This is a genomic window from Blautia sp. 1001283B150304_161114_C9 (assembly GCF_015668165.1).
In the GTDB taxonomy this organism is placed as follows: domain Bacteria; phylum Bacillota; class Clostridia; order Lachnospirales; family Lachnospiraceae; genus Blautia_A; species Blautia_A wexlerae.
In genome coordinates, this window is sequence record NZ_JADPGO010000002.1 from 1 (window position 1) to 19,439 (window position 19,439).

14 protein-coding genes are annotated in these 19,439 nt (G+C 40.9%); 9 read left to right on the forward strand and 5 right to left on the reverse strand.

The genetic code is table 11. From position 1 onward, the window contains the following. Positions 1 to 183 precede the first annotated feature (183 nt). From I4V44_RS01255 to I4V44_RS01265, 3 genes are all read left to right on the forward strand, one after another. The gene (locus I4V44_RS01255; RefSeq protein WP_005340973.1) at positions 184 to 651 is read left to right on the forward strand and encodes a hypothetical protein; all 468 of its coding nucleotides are present in this window, start codon (positions 184 to 186) and stop codon (positions 649 to 651) included. A 34-nt stretch (positions 652 to 685) separates the two neighbouring features. Further along, a complete protein-coding gene (locus tag I4V44_RS01260) occupies positions 686 to 1,288 on the forward strand; it encodes an alpha/beta hydrolase (RefSeq protein WP_005337276.1) in 603 nt (200 codons plus the stop codon). A gap of 61 nt (positions 1,289 to 1,349) precedes the next feature. After that, a complete protein-coding gene (locus I4V44_RS01265) occupies positions 1,350 to 1,718 on the forward strand; it encodes a hypothetical protein (protein ID WP_118408964.1) in 369 nt (122 codons plus the stop codon). 156 nt (positions 1,719 to 1,874) lie between these two features. Here the strand turns inward: I4V44_RS01265 and I4V44_RS01270 are convergent, their stop codons facing one another. Further along, positions 1,875 to 3,101, reverse strand: a complete 1,227-nt coding sequence (locus I4V44_RS01270; RefSeq protein ID WP_243280159.1) for an MFS transporter — start codon at positions 3,099 to 3,101, stop codon at positions 1,875 to 1,877. Positions 3,102 to 3,265: 164 nt separating this feature from the next. On the opposite strand from I4V44_RS01270, the gene I4V44_RS01275 reads away from it, so the two are divergent. Continuing rightward, positions 3,266 to 4,153 carry an AraC family transcriptional regulator gene (locus tag I4V44_RS01275; protein ID WP_243280160.1) on the forward strand — a complete coding sequence of 296 codons (888 nt, stop codon included), beginning with the start codon at positions 3,266 to 3,268 and terminating at the stop codon, positions 4,151 to 4,153. 67 nt (positions 4,154 to 4,220) lie between these two features. On the opposite strand, the gene hcp is transcribed toward I4V44_RS01275, so the two are convergent. Both hcp and I4V44_RS01285 read right to left on the reverse strand, forming a co-directional pair. Then, a complete protein-coding gene (gene hcp, locus I4V44_RS01280) occupies positions 4,221 to 5,819 on the reverse strand; it encodes a hydroxylamine reductase (protein ID WP_196002200.1) in 1,599 nt (532 codons plus the stop codon). Positions 5,820 to 5,833: 14 nt separating this feature from the next. Continuing rightward, entirely contained in the window at positions 5,834 to 6,553 is a 720-nt protein-coding gene (locus I4V44_RS01285; protein WP_118340190.1) for a 4Fe-4S binding protein, read from the reverse strand. Between the two features lie 96 nt (positions 6,554 to 6,649). Between I4V44_RS01285 and I4V44_RS01290 the strand changes: the two genes are divergently transcribed. The 3 genes from I4V44_RS01290 to I4V44_RS01300 all read left to right on the forward strand — a co-directional run bounded on the left by I4V44_RS01290 (position 6,650) and on the right by I4V44_RS01300 (position 11,574). Beyond that, the gene (locus tag I4V44_RS01290) at positions 6,650 to 7,315 is read left to right on the forward strand and encodes a Crp/Fnr family transcriptional regulator (protein ID WP_118408960.1); all 666 of its coding nucleotides are present in this window, start codon (positions 6,650 to 6,652) and stop codon (positions 7,313 to 7,315) included. A gap of 282 nt (positions 7,316 to 7,597) precedes the next feature. After that, the gene (locus I4V44_RS01295) at positions 7,598 to 10,261 is read left to right on the forward strand and encodes a GAF domain-containing hybrid sensor histidine kinase/response regulator (protein ID WP_196002201.1); all 2,664 of its coding nucleotides are present in this window, start codon (positions 7,598 to 7,600) and stop codon (positions 10,259 to 10,261) included. A 263-nt stretch (positions 10,262 to 10,524) separates the two neighbouring features. Then, entirely contained in the window at positions 10,525 to 11,574 is a 1,050-nt protein-coding gene (locus tag I4V44_RS01300) for an NAD(P)H-dependent flavin oxidoreductase (protein WP_118408958.1), read from the forward strand. Between the two features lie 110 nt (positions 11,575 to 11,684). Here I4V44_RS01300 and I4V44_RS01305 read toward each other — a convergent pair whose 3' ends face one another. Together I4V44_RS01305 and I4V44_RS01310 are read right to left on the reverse strand one after the other, a co-directional pair. Next, on the reverse strand, positions 11,685 to 13,046 hold the full coding sequence (locus I4V44_RS01305) for an MATE family efflux transporter (RefSeq protein ID WP_118408956.1): 1,362 nt from the start codon (positions 13,044 to 13,046) through the stop codon (positions 11,685 to 11,687). 396 nt (positions 13,047 to 13,442) lie between these two features. Beyond that, the gene (locus I4V44_RS01310; protein ID WP_196002202.1) at positions 13,443 to 14,249 is read right to left on the reverse strand and encodes a transglutaminase domain-containing protein; all 807 of its coding nucleotides are present in this window, start codon (positions 14,247 to 14,249) and stop codon (positions 13,443 to 13,445) included. 365 nt (positions 14,250 to 14,614) lie between these two features. Between I4V44_RS01310 and I4V44_RS17465 the strand changes: the two genes are divergently transcribed. Then, positions 14,615 to 18,202 (forward strand): DUF5717 family protein, encoded by a 3,588-nt coding sequence (locus I4V44_RS17465; protein ID WP_243280161.1) that lies wholly within the window; start codon positions 14,615 to 14,617, stop codon positions 18,200 to 18,202. Continuing rightward, positions 18,186 to 19,433, forward strand: coding sequence for a DUF5716 family protein (locus I4V44_RS01320; RefSeq protein WP_020994089.1), 1,248 nt, complete (start codon positions 18,186 to 18,188; stop codon positions 19,431 to 19,433). Before I4V44_RS17465 ends, I4V44_RS01320 begins: the two co-directional genes overlap by 17 nt. The last annotated feature ends 6 nt before the right edge of the window (positions 19,434 to 19,439 follow it).

The window sequence follows — 19,439 nt, forward strand, 5'->3', positions numbered from 1 at the left end:
TGAGGAGCCGTATGCGGGAAAGCCGCACGTACGGATCTGTGAGGGGCTAAGATTGAGAGGTCTTAGTCTACTCGACTACAGAACTGAATCAAAAGAGCTCGAAGGAGCTCTTTTTCCTTTTTTATAATAGTATCATTATGGTATAATAGAGACATTAAAATCGGAATTTCAGGAGGTGTTTTTATGCCACAAATGAATAAGGGAGGAAAATTTATTTTCGGGAAATCACTCATTCGGACGGATGGAACATTGCGGATTCCACCGCAGGCAATGGAAGAATATCACATTGCAGATGAAGGAAAAGTATATCTTTTTACCGGAAGTAAGATTACCGGTGGCTTCTGCGTCACCCGGAAAGGCCTTTTGCATCCGTCAAAACTTGGTCACATTTTGGACGATACTCCACCGTTGCTTGACTACTCAGCAGGTTCTGGCGAATTTATCAAATACAAGGGGCGTTCCTACTGCTGGGTAGAGATTTCACAGGAGGGGCAAATTCTTCTTACGAAGAAAATGATGGATTTTTTGAAGGTGAGACCCGGAATGGAGCTGCTCTCTATCCGCAGTAGCGACATCGCGTTTACGATGGGAGCTAAAGGACCGCTATTGGAAAAAGCAGAAAACTATGATGGTGAAATTCCGCTTTTTTAAGTGTAACAATTTGAATTTGTGGAGGATAACTATTGTGGATAAAGCAGTTATTTATATACATGGAAAAGGTGGTAATGCTGAAGAAGCTATTCATTACAAACCGCTCTTTAGTAATTGTGATGTGATTGGTCTCGACTATACTGCACAGTTTCCATGGGAAGCAAAAGAAGAATTTCCATTACTTTTTAATTCAATTTATAGAAACTACAAGACTGTTGAAGTAATTGCCAATAGCATTGGAGCGTATTTTGCTATCAATGCCTTATCAAATCAGCAAATAGAGAAAGCATATTTTATTTCGCCCGTTGTAGATATGGAAAGGCTTATTGCTGATATGATGATTTGGGCAAATGTTACAGAGGATGAACTCAAAGAGAAAAAAGAAATTCAGACAACCTTTGGAGAGACTCTTTCATGGGATTATCTTTGCTATGCAAGAGAAAATCCTATTATATGGGAAATCCCAACGCACATTTTGTATGGTGAAAAAGATAATCTTACCGCTTATGGAACGATATTTGAATTTGTACAGAGGACTAATTCAACACTTTCTATTATGAAAAATGGAGAGCATTGGTTTCATACGGATGAACAAATGAAATTTCTTGATGAATGGATAATAAAATCTTCCAAATAAATTCAAGTTTTATTGATTAGGAAATTGGGGAGTTATGCATTTTGTAAAGGGGGATCTATAAATGAAAACGTGTTGTTTGGTATGGGAAATTCCTGTAATAGAGGGAGAACATTATAATCCAATTATGAATGTCATTTATATGCAAAAAGCAAAGAAATTTTTGAATCAACTAAATCGATATTTTCAGGATGAGAATATGGATTGGAAGTGTGTTTTAGACCGTTCAGCATGTACTTATAATGAGATTTTTTCCAGTGAAAATCAAGCAGTTATTTTTGCTCCGGAAGCTAAAACAAGACAATGGTTATATAAAAAAGAAATTCAAGATGAAAGTATTCCAAAATATTATTTGAATTTTGCAGAATATAATGAAGGAAAGTTAGATAAAATAGCAATTTTCTTTATGAATTTAAAAAATGATATACAATAGATTTCCTTGTTATGGAGCAATGATATGTTTTGAAGGTAGAAAAAATTACAGGGAAAAGAAAGAAACCAAAGTAAAAAGCCGATGCGGGACTTTTGAATCCAGTATCGGCTTTATTGATCTTACAGAAGTTTTGAAAAATTTACTTTTAATGGTTCATCAGTGCTTTGATATTTGAGGCTGTGTGGATTTTTTTCGATACAGCAGGAATAACATAAACAATAGAATTACTGGAAAAATAAGTCCGAATCCCATGCCAATCCTAATATTATTTCCGGCATTCTGGGTGATACGACCAACAATTCCAGGTCCAATGCTGCCACCTAAATCTCCTGCCATGGCAAGAAGAGAAAACATAGCCGTTCCACCTGTTGGAAAAGTTTTTGAGGAAATACTGATTGTTCCAGGCCACATGATTCCAACTGAAAATCCACATGCAATACAACCGATAAGTCCGATAATCGGGCTGGATGACAAAGCGGCAAGTAGATAACAGACAACGCATAATATGCCTGAACCACTCATAAACTTCATTAAATCTAACTGTTCTCCATATTTTCCAAAAATTATACGGCTGATTCCCATTGTTACTGCAAACATACATGGACCTGCTAAATCGCCCAGGGCTTTTGACAATCCCAGTGCAGCTTCTGCATAAGCAGATGCCCATTGAGCCATTGCAAGTTCAGAAGCTCCGGAACAGATCATCAGACATATTGCAACCCAGAAAAATGGTCTGGAAAACAGATTCTTAATGCCCATTCCAGAACCATTGTCAACCAGAGGTTCAATGGGACAGGTCATGAAGTTATAAGTATTAACTGCAGGAATGATTGCCCATATTACGGCGAGCCATTTCCAGTTGTCTATTCCAAATATCAGGAAAAATAAGCTGGAAATCAAAATTGTCCCAACAGCTCCCCAGCAGTAAAACGAATGGAGCAGACTCATAGTTGCTTCTTTGTTTTCAAACGGACAGGCCTCGATAATAGGGCTGCAAAGTACTTCTATTAAACCACTTCCGATGGCATAAACAATAACACTACATATAATTCCAATAAAAGGATTAGGTAAAAAATCAGGTAAAAATGCCAGTCCAAGCAGACCCAGTGCAGAAAATATTTCTGATGTAACAATGCACACACGATACCCGATATGGTCCACGAATTTGGCACAGAACAGGTCAACCAGAAGCTGTGTGAAAAAGAAGAAAGTGGATATCAGAGCAATATTACCGAGAGAAATATGGTAGTCACTGTGAAATTTCAAAAAAAGAAGCGGTGCGAAGTTTGCCGCAATAGCCTGTGTGATAAACCCCATATAACAGGCGATTTTTGTCTTATGGTAGTCTGTTTTTTTTATAGAATTTCTACATTTAAAAATCATAAGTATACCTCTTTTCTTTTTTTGCTTGATTATATAGCAAATATTAGATATATACATTGAATTAAATTGTAGAAATACTGTATAATATCGTAAAAAAGAAAGAATGTGATATGGAGATGGATTATAATAAAATATATAATAAGATACTTACAGACGAGGAGTTCATGGAAATTAAACAGCATGGAAGCAGTGACTATCCATTCCAGTATTATTATGATAATCTGGAATTGTTTGATTTTCATTGTATTGAGTGGCACTGGCACAGAGAATTTGAGTTTTTATATGTGGAGTCCGGACAAGTTACATGCGGAATAGGAGAAAAACAGATTATATTGTCAGAAGGAGAAGCAATTTTTATTAATTCTAAAATATTGCACCGCTTTTACGCATCATCAGGTGGTATCATTCCTAACTTTGTATGTATGCCGGAATTTATTGCACCGGAGAACAGCCTGATCTATAAGAAATATATCTTGCCAATCATTTCATCGAATATATATTTCCAGCGTTTTCAGACTGATGAACTATGGCAGACAAAGATTATACAAACTATGATAAAAATAATGGAAATACAGGGAAATGAGAAAATAAGAGAACTTGCTACTTTGGCATTGATGCAGGATTTATGGCTGACTTTTTATGAAAATGTAAAGTTATCTGATAAAGGAGATGTACAGACAGTTGATGAAGTTGCACAGAAAAGAGTGCAGTTAATCATGCAATATATACATGAAAACTATAATCATAATTTGTCTCTGGATGAAATTGCTTCACATATAGGAATCAGCAAAAGTACTGCACTTAATTTGTTCCACCGGTTTTTACATACTACACCGGTTAATTATCTGATAGGATATCGACTTCAGGCAGCTTCCTGGTTATTGAAAAATACGAATAAAAAAGTAAAAACGATCGCCTATGAAAGTGGATTTCATAACGTTGATTATTTTTGCAGATTGTTTAAAAAACGTTATCATTTAACCCCATCAGAATATCGCTGCACATGTTTAAAATTGTTGTCGGCAGATCCGAGTCTTCAGATCCATAAATAAAGCCGATGCGGGATTTTTGAATCCTGTATCGGCTTTGTTAATTTGCGAAGATTTTGAAAAATTTATTTTACTGGTTCATCAGTGCTTTGATGTCTTCTTCCGGTGTGGTGATAGGTGCAATACCATAATTTTCCACCAGATAGTTTAGAATATTAGGAGACAGGAACGCCGGAAGAGAAGGACCAAGACGGATGTTTTTGATACCCAGGTGTAAAAGTGTCAGCAGGATACAGACTGCTTTCTGTTCATACCAAGAGAGAACGAAGGAAAGCGGAAGCTCATTTACAGAACATCCAAATGCATCTGCAAGTGCTACAGCAACCTGGATTGCGCCATAAGCATCATTACACTGGCCCATATCCATCAGTCGTGGCAGACCACCGATTTCTCCCAGATCCAGATCATTGAAACGGAATTTTCCACATGCCAGGGTGAGAACAATACTGTCAGAAGGTGTCTGCTTCACGAATTCTGTGTAATAGTTTCGACCTGGTTTGGCACCATCACAGCCGGCAACCAGGAAGAAGTGGCGGATCGCTCCTGATTTTACAGCTTCTACTACAGTATCTGCATGGGAGAGAATAGCTGCATGACCGAAACCGGTTGTCACTTTCGTGCCGCCGTTGATGCCTGTGCGTGTCTGATCTTCTTTGTAACCACCCAGTTCCAGTGCTTTTTCAATAACCGGTGTGAAATCTTTCTTCTCGTCGATATGAACAGCGCCTGGGAAAGCAACCACTTCTGTTGTAAATACTCTGTCAGCATAACTGCTTTTTGGCGGCATCAGACAGTTGGTGGTGTAAAGGATTGGAGCCGGAAGATGATCAAACTCTTTCTGCTGATTCTGCCATGCAGTTCCGAAATTTCCTTTTAAGTGAGAGAATTTCTTTAAGAGTGGATAGGCATGGGCAGGGAGCATTTCACCGTGGGTATAGATGTTGATTCCTTTTCCTTCTGTCTGTTCAAGTAAAAGCTGCAGATCCTTCAGATCATGACCGGTTACTACAATAAATGGTCCTTTTTCTACGGTAAGTGTAACTGCAGTCGGTTCCGGTGTTCCATAGGTTTTGGTATTTGCCTTGTCAAGAAGTGCCATACATTTCAGATTGATTTCCCCTACTTTCAGTACAGTAGGAAGCAGTGTATCCATACTTTCTTCATAACCAATCTTAAATAATGCTTCGCAGAAGAAACGGTTTACTTCGGCATCTTCATAATTCAGAACATTTGCATGATAAGCATAGGCTGCCATTCCGCGAATCCCGAAAAGAATAAGGGACTTCAGGGAGCGGATATCTTCATCTGCATTCCACAGCTGCTGCATGTCATATTCGTCTGATTTACCGCAAGGTGACTGACATTTACTGCAGCCAGGAACCAGTCTTTCTTTTTCTGCTCTGACTTTTTGTATCATATTTTCGATTGCTGCATCGTCAAAACTCACATTTGTAACGGTAGTAAACAGTCCTTCAATTATGACCTGACTGGTACTTTTGGAAATAGCTGCTGTGCTATCGACAGCCCTTGCCAGACCGATCAACGCACCTGTCAGCTCATCCTGTAATTTGGCAGTGCCTGCCTTTTTTCCGCAGACACCTGCATTTCCTGTGCAGCCGGTGCATCCCACTGTCTGTTCACACTGATAACAAAACATTTTTTTATCCATTGTCGTATCCTCCTTTATTCTATAATATTTCCATCAATACCTATGGTTATAACCTGCCAGGGAATGAATTTTCCACTATTCTGAAGTGCTTTTCTGGTTGCCATCTCAAGTCCGCCACAGCATGGAACTTCCATTCTTACAATCGTCACACTTTGAATATCGTTATTTTGGATTATTGCAGTCAGTTTCTCGCTATAATCCACCTGATCCAATTTAGGACAGCCGATTAATGTTACCTTATTTCGGATAAAATCCTGATGAAAGCCTGCGTAAGCGTAAGCAGTACAATCGGCTGCGATTAAAAGCTTTGCGCCGTTAAAATATGGGGCACTGACAGGTGCCAGCTTAATCTGTACCGGCCAGTTCTGAAGATTGGATACCTGACCTGTGTTTGAAGATGGTTTTTCTGATTTGGGTATTTCTGATCGCTGAATCTGCATGCTTTTAGACCCGGGACAGCCGGCATGAGCAGTTATTGCCTGATTTTTGGCAAATATTTTTTTCTGTGCTTCTTTCACAGCCGCTTCATCATATTCAGGTGCTTCCCGTTCCTCAAAGGAAATGGCACCTGTGGGACACTCCGGGAGGCAATCCCCCAGTCCGTCACAGAAATGTTCTCTCACCAATTCTGCTTTTCCATTAATGATATCAATGGCACCTTCGTGGCAGGCATCTGCACAGGCGCCGCAGCCATTGCATTTTTCTTTATCGATTCGAATAATCTTTCTTATCATTTTACCTCCGTCAATAGATTTAACTTTTGTTTCTGTCAGCATTATAGTATGATAAATACAACTTGTATGTTTGATTTCCAACAAGGAGGAATGATTTTGAAAAAATATTTACCCATTCTAAAAAACAGTCCATTCTTTACAGGCCTTACTGATAACGAGATATTATCTATACTGCATTGTGTAAAAGCAACAGCAGTTTCCCAAAAACGAGATTCTTATATTTTCAGAGCAGGAGATTCTACTGAGGTAATGGGACTTGTGGTGTCTGGCTGTGTTCTTGTTATTCAGGAAGACCTTTGGGGGCATCGGAATATTCTGTCGAAATGTCATACCGGTGATTTCTTTGGTGAGCCATATGCAGCAAGCCCGGGTGCTGTTCTGAATGTCAGTGTGGTGGCAGATACGGATTGTGAGATTATTCTGCTAAATGTCCAAAGGCTTCTGATTTCCTGCCCGACTGCATGCGAACACCATCAGAAGCTGATCCGCAACCTGGTCAGCGTTCTGGCAAATAAGATACTGATCCTGAACGACAAAATCACACATGTGGGCAAGCGAACGACAAGGGACAAACTATTGTCCTATCTGTCGGCAGAGTCTATCAGACATTCGTCGTTATCTTTTGATATTCCCTTTGACCGGCAGCAGTTGGCAGATTATCTGTGCATTGACCGTGCGGCAATGTCTACGGAGATATCAAAGCTACAGAAAGAAGGTTTTATAAAAACAAATAGAAATCATTTTGAATTGAAGTTGCAATGAAGTTGCTGTCTGTGATATTATGAAAGTGATATAAGCGAAAATGACTTTTGCAGAAACGAAAGTATCTTTAAATTTTATTTACAAATATACTTCCTCTATTGGTTTAAAGGTAAGTTTTACGGATACAGAGCGGTATAAGTACAAATGAGCAGGAAACAGTAATGTCAATGCTGTATGGACTTCAGAAGTAGGAGAACAGTTCGAACATATGTATCGGCTGTTCTTTTTTTGTTTTCAGGCATTAACGCGGTGGTACTTTCTATATAAGTGTTGGGAGATTATATGAAAAAGTTTAAGGCAAACGATAATAAGAGTGAAGAACATGAAATCAACTACAGACAATTCAACAAAAAGCTGGAACTGCTGAATCAGATCCTGTCTCTGATATCAGACATCAATCAGGCATCAGATGAGAAAGAAGTGAAGGACTGTATTCCTGCATTGCTTCAATACACCGGCGAATATACAGATGCAGACAGGGTATATATTTTTGAACTGCTGTCTGAAAAACAGGATTATTACAGCAATACCTTCGAATGGTGCAGAGAGGGGATCGTCCCCCAGATTGACAATCTGATTCGTATTTCTGCCGATAGTATGCCGGTGTGGCATGAGAAATTTCTTCGTGGAGAAACCATAATTATTCATGATCTGGAGAAAATATGCGAAACCATGCCTTCGGAATATGACATTCTGAAGGTTCAGGACATTCATTCTCTGCTGGTTTTACCTTTGTTTGCAAATACGCAGCTGAGCGGTTTTATCGGTCTGGATAATCCGGAGCTGGTTAATCCCGGCGTTTCCATATCGCTTCTTTCCAATGCAGGTGGACATCTTGCCAGTACACTGAATAATCTGCGTATGTTCAGGATGCTTGAGGAAAAACAGAAAACACTGGAGAGCAATTTGAAGGAACTTCAGAAGGAGAAGCATATCCTGGAAGCTCTCTGCGTAGATTATACCTCATTTTATTTATGTGATCTGGCAAATGATACTATGGAAACGATCAAACAGAGCGTACATTCCAATTGGGCAGAGATTGATGGGATGACGGAGCTGAAATCCGGCTATACCTCCAGAATCAGATATTATTATGACCATTATGTGATCCGGGAATCAGCACCGGATTTCCTCCGGAAGATGGAACGTCACGCTCTCATAGAGTATCTGCGGAATCACAAACGTTTTGCGTATCGTTATCAGTCAGTGAAAAACCATGCCGGACATGAGTATTTTGAATTACAGGTGATCCGTCTGGAGACAGGAAACAGGGATGATTATAAGATCATTATGGGATTTCGCTATATTGATGATATTGTGCAGGAGGATATGAAAAAGAAGCAGCAGATGGAAGAGACTATGGCTGATCTGAAAATGAATAATGAGATCATTTCTGCAATCAGCAAAATGTATTGGATCATCTACCGGATGGATCTGCTCCATGATACCTACGAGGAGATTTCCAGCAAGGAATCCATGCACCGTCTGACTGGCAGAAGTGGAAAAATTTCTGTTCAGTTTACAAAAGCCAGAGAGAAAATCGTAGCTCCCGAATTTCAGGAAAGAATGAGAGAATTCCTGGATGCTTCCACGCTGGCAGAGCGTCTGAAGAACAGAGAGGAGGTTTCCACAGAATACAGAGCCATAACCGGAGTCTGGCATCAGGCCAGATTTATTGTGAAGCTTCGAAACGAAGCAGGGGAGGTAACCAATGTTCTCTATGTGACGAGAGATATTAATGACCAGAAAATATCTGAGCTGGAAAGCCGGGAAGAACTGAGAAGAACCGCTCAGGAGGCGGAGAAAGCCAATCTGGCAAAGACAGATTTCCTGAGGAGAATGAGTCATGATATCCGTACACCGATCAATGGAATTCAGGGCTGTGTGAATATTGCAGACCGTTATCCGGATGATATGAAGCTTCAGCAGGAAGCACGTACCAGAATCAGGACTGCTTCCGGTTATCTTTTAAACCTTGTCAATGATGTGCTGGACATGAATAAGCTGGAATCCGGCAATATACAGCTTGAGAGGAAGCACTTTAATCTGCTGGAACTTTTGCATAATACGAATGAAATCACCAGGATGCAGGCAAATGAAGCTGGTGTCAATTATTATGTAGAAGATGGAGAAATCATCCATACACAGCTGATAGGAAGTCCGGTACATTTCCAGCAGACATTGATGAATATCGGCAGCAATGCAGTAAAATATAATCATGATGGCGGTTCTGTGACAGTTACCTGTCGTGAGGTTTCCTATACGGATACCATTGCGGAATATGAACTGACCTGTACAGATACCGGGATCGGCATGAGTGAGGAATTTCAGAAAAGGGCATTTGAGCCTTTTGCCCAGGAAGGGCAGTCAGCCAGAACAAAATATGCAGGTACCGGTCTGGGACTTGCCATTGCCAGAAAACTGACAGAATTGCAGGGAGGAACTCTTTTCTTTGAGAGCATACAGGGAAAAGGAACCAAATTTATTCTCCATATTTCTTTTGAAATCTCTGCAGAGGAGCAGGAAAAGAAATCTCATATGTATCAGAACTGTTCAGTAGAGGGAATTCAGGTTCTGCTGGTGGAAGACAATGAGCTGAATATGGAAATTGCTGAGTTTCTGCTGAAAGAAGAAAAAATGAAAGTGACAAAGGCATGGAATGGACGGGAAGCTGTAGAAATCTTTGAGAATTCAGAGCCCGGATACTTTGATGTGATCCTGATGGATCTGATGATGCCACAAATGGGAGGGCTGGAAGCTACCCGCAGAATCAGAAAAATGGATCGAGAGGATGCGAAATCTATCCCTGTTTTTGCTATGACAGCCAATGCTTTTCTGGATGATATTGCACAGAGTAAAGCAGCAGGAATGAACGAACATTTTTCAAAACCCCTTCAAATGGAGAAAGTGATAGATACCATTCGATTTTATTGCACAGCCCGATGAGAAACAGTTGGAAGATAATATAATGAGGAAAATTTAATGAAAATAAATAAATCCGCAGATATGATTACATAAATTGATCATATCCGCGGATTTTTTGTCAAAATCTATAAGTTTATATGTTACTGTGAACGGAGTGAACAGTAACGTTTATATAGTATTAAAAACTATATAAACTGGTTTCTCTTGACAAGAACAAATATTATGATATACTTTGAATATCAAAATATTTAAAATACAAACAAAATAACAGGAGAAGAATCACAATGAAGAATTTCAAAATAGGAGATAAAATCACAAGAGTTCCATTGATCCAGGGGGGAATGGGAGTTGGGATCAGTCTTGGCAGACTTGCAGGTTCTGTTGCGAAAGCAGGAGGAGTTGGTATTATTTCCACTGCACAGATCGGTTACAGGGAAGAAGACTTCGACAGAAATCCGGCAGCAGCTAACGAACGTGCCATTGCCGGTGAAATGAAAAAAGCCCGTGAGATTTCAGGAGACGGAATCATAGGATACAATATTATGGTTGCACTGAAAGAATATGCATCTCACGTAAAGGCTGCAGTAAAAGCCGGCGCAGACATCATTATCTCCGGTGCGGGACTTCCCACAGAGCTTCCGGAACTGGTAAAAGGAAGTCTGACAAAGATTGCTCCCATCGTATCTACAGACAAATCTGCAAAAGTAATCCTGAAATACTGGGACAGAAAATACAAAAGAACTGCAGATCTGGTAGTGATCGAAGGTCCTCAGGCAGGCGGACACCTTGGTTTTCATAAAGAAGAACTGGAGAAATATACCGAAGAATCCTACAGCGAAGAAATAAAGAAAATCATCACAACAGTAAAAAGCTACGCAGAGAAATATGAGACAGAAATCCCGGTGATCGTAGCCGGTGGTATCTATAATAGAGAGGATGTCCGAAAAGTGGATAATTTGGGTGCTGATGGCATTCAGGTAGCTACCCGCTTTATCACAACGGAAGAATGTGATGCAGACATCCGCTACAAAGAAGCTCATTTAAAAGCAAAAGAATCCGACATTGCCATTGTAAAAAGCCCTGTTGGAATGCCAGGTCGTGCCATTATGAACAAATTCATGACCCGTGTCATGAACGGCGAACAGATTTCACACAGTCCCTGTCATGGATGTCTTGTAAAATGCAGCCCCAAAGAAATACCTTACTGTATTACTGACGGACTGATCAATGCAGTAAAAGGGAATGTAGATGAGGGACTTCTTTTCTGTGGTGCAAAAGCATGGAAAGCAGAGCGTTTGCAGACAGTACAGGAAGTGATTAATGACTTGTTTTGATCAATCAAGTAGCGAAGCGGATTGTGAATATCCGTTTGACTATAGAAATGCATAATTTAAGGGGTGAACGTTTTGTAATGTTCACCCCTTATTATGGATTGGTACAGTATTTAATTCCGGATTTCTGCCAGCGCCTTTTTAAACTGAAATGTAAATAAAACAGATGTAAAGATCACTGCAGTAATATCTGCAATGGGTTCTGCCATATATACGCCTGTTGTTGGATCAGATACCATATGAGGCATAATATAGATTAGCGGGATCAGCAGTACAAACTTACGGACAACTGCAACAATAATAGAGTTTACTGCTTTTCCAAGTGAGGTAAAGGTCATCTGGCAGGCAATCTGGATACCGAAGAGGAACAGACCACCCAGATAGATCTTCAGCATTGGTGCAGTAAATTCGATAAGACTTGTATCTGCAGTAAAAATGCTTACAAACACTCTGGGAACAAGCTGTACAGCAGCCCAGAGAAGTACAGAATATGACAGACAGGTGATCAGAAGCAAACGGAATGTTTTCTTTACTCTGTCTGCATTTTTGGCACCGTAATTATAACTGGAAATTGGCTGTGCTCCCTGCGCAATTCCCTGAAGAGGAAGCATGGCAAACTGCATAACACTGGTCAGGATGGTCATGGCTCCCACCGCAATATCACCGCCGTACCGAAGCAGGGATGAATTAAAGCAGACAGTTACAATACTTTCACTTGACTGCATGATAAAAGCAGCAAGTCCCAGTGCGATACAGGGAAGAACAACTTTTGCCTCCAGATGGAGATGCTTTTTCCTGAGGTGAAGCTGTGTCTTTTTGCCGCAGAGGAATAAAACTACCCAGAGTGTGGAAATCGCCTGTGAGATAACAGTTGCCAGTGCAGCACCGCGTACCCCCATATGAAAAACAAAGATAAATACAGGGTCTAAAACAATATTGCAGACAGCACCGATCAGGACGGAAACCATGGAAAATGTGGTAAATCCCTGTGCAGTGATGAATGCATTCATACCAAGGGTTAATTGTACGAACAAGGTACCGAAAGCGTAAATATGCATATAATCTGTTGCATAACTGATGGTGTTTTCACTGGCGCCAAAAGTCAGTAATAAATCCCTGCCCCAGATTAATAAAATTGCAGTGAGGATTACAGAGATAATAATCTGAAGAATAAAACAATTGCCTAATATATTCTCAGCAGATTTATTATCCTGTTTTCCCATATAAATAGAAGCCCTTGGTGCACCGCCGGAACTGACCAGTGCCGCAAATGCGGAGACGATCATGATGATGGGCATACAGACTCCCACACCTGTAAGTGCCAGACTGCCTTCCCCCGGGATGTGGCCGATATAAATACGGTCTACAATGTTATAAAGCATGTTGATGAGCTGGGCGATCACTGTTGGAATGGATAGCTTTAAAAGAAGCTTTCCAACAGGTTCTGTGCCCAGAAAATTTTTGTTATCCTGCATGGATGATAACCTCTTTCTTAAAAATATTTTTGAATGAATAATATTTAATGATACGATATAAAGAAAGGAAAGTCAACTCAGGATAGAGAATTTGGGCAACATTACTGAGAACGGAGGTTACTGTTCACACACCACTATCCCGCGAGGTGTTTTGGCATGAATATGCCAAAATCCCGAGACACACAAGCCAAAATTCCATTGCCGCAGGCAATCTGGAATGAATTTTGGCTACGTTACTGTGAACGGAGTGAACAGTAACAGTTCCGGGACATCTGGCAGATACAGATACCCGGAACTTTTTGGATTAAGATGCGTTATTTTAGAGGATTACTATAAATCAGGCAGCGAAGCGTATAGTTTTATCTGCCGGACATGTCAGAAAATGTCCGGATGAGATCAGATTGTAATTACATACGCCCTGTTTCCTCTATAATAGGGACGTCCGTCTACACCGCTGAGGTCATAATTCATACGGTAATATCTTTCGATATGTCCTGTGCCTTTTGCCCAGTTCGGATCGCAGACTTCTCCTTTGATCTCAGCCCATCCATGACCGCCTGATGAGATAACCTTGGCTTCAAATCCGACTGCGTTAGCCAGGTAAGCAAATGCAGATGCAAAAGCGAAACAGTCGCCATGCCCCCGGTAGAACATATCCTCCGCATAGCTGACATCCCAGTTTGAGTAATAGTAACGGAAATCGTAGTCATTGCCGGTGCCACCGTATCCGTAGCTGACTGCCTTCAGATAACATCTCCATAATTTCTCTGGTTTGGACATATTTCTTTTGGTCACACGACGCATGACCTGGTTAGCTGTGACCATAAGGTTCAGTTTTCTTTTTTCTTCACTGTTATAGCGTGCTTCTCCACTCTTGGTAAGATAAATACCATTTACACGCCGGGAAGTTACCATGGAGGCATAACAGCCGTTGCGGATCTGGAAGAAATAATAATCTCCCTTGATCTTCTGCCAGCCGTTTTGCTGGATTCCCTTTTCATTAAAATAATATTTCTTTCCGCGGATCGTGACAAGTCCCTTTACAGTATGTCCGTTTTCATCATAGTAATAAATGTTTCCGCTGGGTTTGTGGTCAAATTTGTTACGTTTTTTTGATGCTGCGGATACTGAAGCTGAAAATAAAAAAGAGCAACAGATAGCAATAAGAATTGCTGAGATAGAAAATACTTTTAATTTTTTCATAGAGCACCTCCGTTCTTTATGAGCAGATACTTATTTCTGATAAATAATGTACAATGAAGAAATTATCTGCTCTAATCATAAGATATATTTTATTATATAAGACAATTTAACTGTGCGCAATATTAAATTAAGGAGAAAAAGCGTTACTGTTCACACACCACTATCCCGAGACATACAAGCCAAAATTCCATTGCCGCAGGCAATCTGGAATGAATTTTGGCTACGTTACTGTGAACGGAGTGAACAGTAACGAAAAAGCTGAAGAGCGGATTGTTGCGCGGATGTGTTTTGTGGTGTATAATTAAATGTAATAGGCTTGTGAACAGTAGCTCTGTAATTTAAGCAAGGATATAAGGTGAACAATTTTGAAAAAGACGATAGAAGAACTATTAAGTGGAAATTTCAGACATGAACATCCGCAGCTCCTTTTTTCGCAGGACAAAATAGAAGTGACTCTGAAAGCAGGTGATGTGTACAAAGGGGAACTGTATTTCGGAACAGAGGATAATCAGAAAATACGTGGATATATTACATCTTCCAACAGGCGCGTGGTACCGGGAACCGAGAAATTTTCGGGAACTACGGTGAGACTGCAGTATGGAATTGACGGTGCGGGGATGCACCCGGGTGAGAGACATGAGGGATGGCTTTGTTTCACCACAGACATTGGAGAATATAAGCTGCCATTTCTTATTCAGACAGAGAAAGCAGAACTGAAAAGTGCAGCCGGAGATGTGCCGGATATGGATACCTTTGTGAATATTGCAAAGGACGATTTTAAAGAAGCATATCGTGTTTTTACAGACCGCAGATTTGAACTTCTGTTAAGAAATGCCGGACAGAAAGAGAAAGCTCTTTATAAGGGACTCTCAAAACAGCCTGTGACATTTCAGCATGTAGAAGAGTTTCTGATCGGAACGGGAAAAAAGGATCCTGTAAAAATTGAACTGAAGGCAGATCAGAACAGCTTTTATGATATCAGTGAATCTGTCCGCGAAACTTTTGCAGTCCAGAGGAGCGGATGGGGACATCTCAGGCTGGAGGTAGAGGCGAAAGGCGATTTTCTGGAAGTTTCCAGGCATGTGGTCACAGATGAGGATTTTATAGGAAGCTATTATCAGGTGGAATATGTAATCCGTAAAGAAAAGCTGAAAAAAGGACGTCAGTTTGGTGAGATCACTGTGAAGAGTCCTTATCAGCAGCTGACTTATCAGATCACTGCATCCATGGAATCGAAAGTGCAGCTCAAAACAGAGATTCATGTGAAACGGCATAAGCTGGAACTGTTACGTGACCTTGCAGAATACTCCTGCAAAAGAATGGACAGTAAGACATGGATCGGCAGCAGCAGATTTGTCCTTAATCAGTTAAGGGAAGAAGGCTGTGATTATCCGGAATATCAGATGTATGAAGCATACATTCTTCATATGGAAGAAAAGGATGAGCAGGCAAGAGAAATCCTGAAGAAATTTAAACATCAGAACTTTGTCAGAGAGAATCTGGAACTGGCAGGTGCTTACCTTTATCTCTGCGTTCTTACAGGATTGCACAAAGACAGAGAACAGGCGATAAGACGTCTGTACAATTTCTTTCTGCAGAAGGAAGACAGTTTCCTGTTGTTTAAACTCTGGCTGGAGATGAATCCGGAGGATAAGGGTTCCCCTTCAAGGCTGGTATTTATGATGGAGGAACTTTTTGAGAAAGGCTGCAGGAGTCCGTTTCTGTATCTGGAAGCATGGAATTATATCAGCAGTGATACAACACTTCTTCACAGAATGAGCAGTTTCTGGACACAGGTATTTTTATTTGCGGGAGAGAAAGGTCTTCTGACAGAAGAGCTGGTGATGAGATTTGCCTATCTTACAGGGTATGAGAGAGAATTTTGTACCAGTATGTACAGAGCACTGGCAATGGGATACGATGCTTTTGAATCCGATGATACGCTGGAAGCAATCTGCAGATATATCATGCTTGGAAATCCGAGAAAACCGGAATATTTCAGATGGTTTTCCCTGGCAGTGGAGAAAGGGATCCGTCTGACAAGGATATATGAATATTATGTGGAAACAATGGATACTTCCTATCAGAGAGAACTTCCAAAGCCCCTTCTGATGTATTTTACCTATAATAATACTTCTCTTGCAGATGATAAAAAGGCATTTATTTATGCAAGTATTGTGGGAAACAGAGGCCGTCAGCCACAGACATATGCGGATTACAGGGATCATATGAAGATTTTTGCCATGCGCAAGGCGAAAGAAGGACGGATGAATGAGAATTATGCGGTCCTTTATCAGGAATTTTTAAGCAATCCCAAAACAGAAGGACAGGCAAAACTGCTCGCGCAGAAGCTGTTTACACACAGACTGTACTGTGATGATAAGAAGATACGCTATGTGATCGTGCGCCATGAACAGCTCAGGGAAGAAGAAATTTACCCATGTATCCAGGGCGTAGCTTATCCAAGAATTTATACAGATGATGCGGTGATCCTGTTTCAGGATGGGAAGCAGAGAAGATATGTATCAACAGTAGATTATAATATCAAGAAATTATTTGATGAGCGTGAACTGACAGATAAGGTTCTTGATTTTCATATTGAAGAGCCGGGACTGGTACTTCACTGCAGTGAGCATACAGAACTGAAACCGGAGAATCTTCAGGCATTCCAGAGGATCCCGGAGTCAGAGGAATTTTCAGATGAATATCAGAAATGTATCAGAGAGAAGCTGCTTTCTTATTATTCCGAACACACCAGAGCAGAAGAAGCAGATAATTATCTGAGACAGATGGATTATAAGAAATATGCGGCTGTAGACAGAACAGCTCTTCTGGAAGTACTGATCTCCAGAGGAATGTATCAGCAGGCAATGTCCATTGTTTCCCAATTCGGATATGAAGGAATCCGCATAGAGAGCCAGCTGAAGCTGACCAGCAGAATGCTGGCAAGATGTGAGATGGAGGAGGATGACGAATTGCTTGCCCTTGCATCGGATGTATACAGACGCGGAAAATATGATGAAGTGATCCTGAAGTATCTTATGGAATACAGATTTGGTCCTGTAGATGAACTGATATCTGTATGGAAAAGTGCGCAGGGCTTTGAGATGGATACTTATGAACTGGAAGAGAAGCTTCTTGGCCTTCTGATGTTTACTTCTGATTACAGGAAAGAGGGAGAGAAGATCCTGGAGGATTATGTTCATCACAGCGGAAAGGAACGTATTACAGGAGCATATCTTACGCAGACTGCATATGGTGCATTTGTAAAAGAATATCCGATGAGTGTTTTTGTAAGAAGTCTGCTGGAGCGGGCTTATGATGAGAAATGGCCGGTTGATTTTGTATGCAGTCTTGCTCTTCTGGAAGCGTATTCCAAAGAAAAAAAACTGGAGAAAAAACAGCTTTGCAATGCAGAGGAGATTCTTCAGAAATGTGTGAAACAGGGAATGTACTTTGCGTTCTTCGGGAAACTTCCGGTATCTGTCTTAAGTCCCTATCAGTTGGATGATAAAACCTTTGTGGAATACCATGCAGATCCGTCTGCAAAGGTGACACTCTATTATGCACTGGATGCAGGCCTCGGAAATCAGGTGAAATATCAGACAGAGCCTTTGCGTGATTTATATGAAGGTATTTTTGCAAAATCATTTACATTGTTCTACGGGGAGACATTGCGGTATTATTTTGAATCAGTAACAGGAGAGCGGGTAAATCGGACACAGGAGAGGGTACTTACAATGAATAAGATTGAGGGTACACCTGTAAGCAAATATCATATGATCAATCAGATGCTCTCTGCACGCAGACTGGATAAAAAGAAAGAAGTGTTTTCACAGGTGAAGAAGTATCTTCGCCAGGAACAGTATGTGAAGAAGATGTTTGTGATCGAGAAAGAAGAGCAGGAACAGATTGTCCTGAAACCGGGAGGAACAAATGAACGAAATTCGTGATTTGATCGTGGGAATTGATTTTGGCAAAGAGTATTCTCAGATATGTTATTATGACAGAAAAGGAGACGAGGCACGTTCTCTTTCTATGAAAGCGGGTGGAAATCAGTATGAGGCTCCCTGTATTCTGTGCTGGAGACCGGAGCAGAAAGACTATTGCGTAGGACTGGAAGCAGATTACTTTGTCCGGGAAAAGGGCGGAGTCATGATCGATGATGTCTATGGAATCTGTGAAAAAAGTGATTCTGTGCTGGTGGAAGGACAGGAACTTGCACCATGGGAGATCCTGGCTCAGTTTCTGCAGGGAATGCTTAAATTTCTGGGAGTGGCAGAACTGGTCAAAAACACTAAATGTGTGGCGGTGACACTGCCCGGGCTGACGGAAATTCAGGTTGAGAATTTCCAGAAAGCATTTGAGATAATTGGATTTCCACATGAGAAATATATGCTGCTGGATTATGGGGAAAGCTTCTATTATTATGTGCTCTCACAGAAAAGAGAAACCTGGAACCGCAGTGTGGGATGGTATGCCTTTACACCGGAGAACGTGTCTTTTCGCAAGATGACAATGAACGGTGCAACAAAGCCTGTCACTGTAAAACTGGAAGAAGCTGTGGAGACAGAACTTCCTGCTGAGGGACAGGAGAGAGATTCAGAATTCGGTAAGTTTGTCCAGAAAACACTTGGCAGAGATCTGTTTTCCAGCATTCAGATCACAGGAGATGGATTTTCACAGGACTGGGCAGAGCAGTCTGTAAGGTTACTTTGTTATCAGAAAAGAAAGGTTTTCTATGGAAATAATCTTTTTGCAAAGGGTGCCTGCGCTGCAGGAAAAGAGAAAACAGAGAACAAGGCATTAAAGGGATATCGCTTTTTAAGCGATTCTCTGGTTATGGCTGATGTGGGGATGGAAATGAGAGTGATGGGTTCTCCTACCTATTATCCGCTGATCGAGGCAGGAAATAACTGGTATGACAGTAAGGCATCCTGTGAATTTATTCTTGATGATACAGAGGAGCTTGTGTTTATTGTAAGCACGTACCACAGACCGGAGAAAAGAAGGGTAGGAATGATGCTGCCCGGTATTCCGCTACGTCCGGACAAGACTACCAGATTACGGCTGGAATTACAGTATGTCTCATCTGCAGAATGTAAAGTGACGGTTACAGATCTGGGATTCGGAGAAATGTTCCCTTCCAGTGGGAAAACCTGGACAGAGACAGTAGAATGGTAAAGGAGA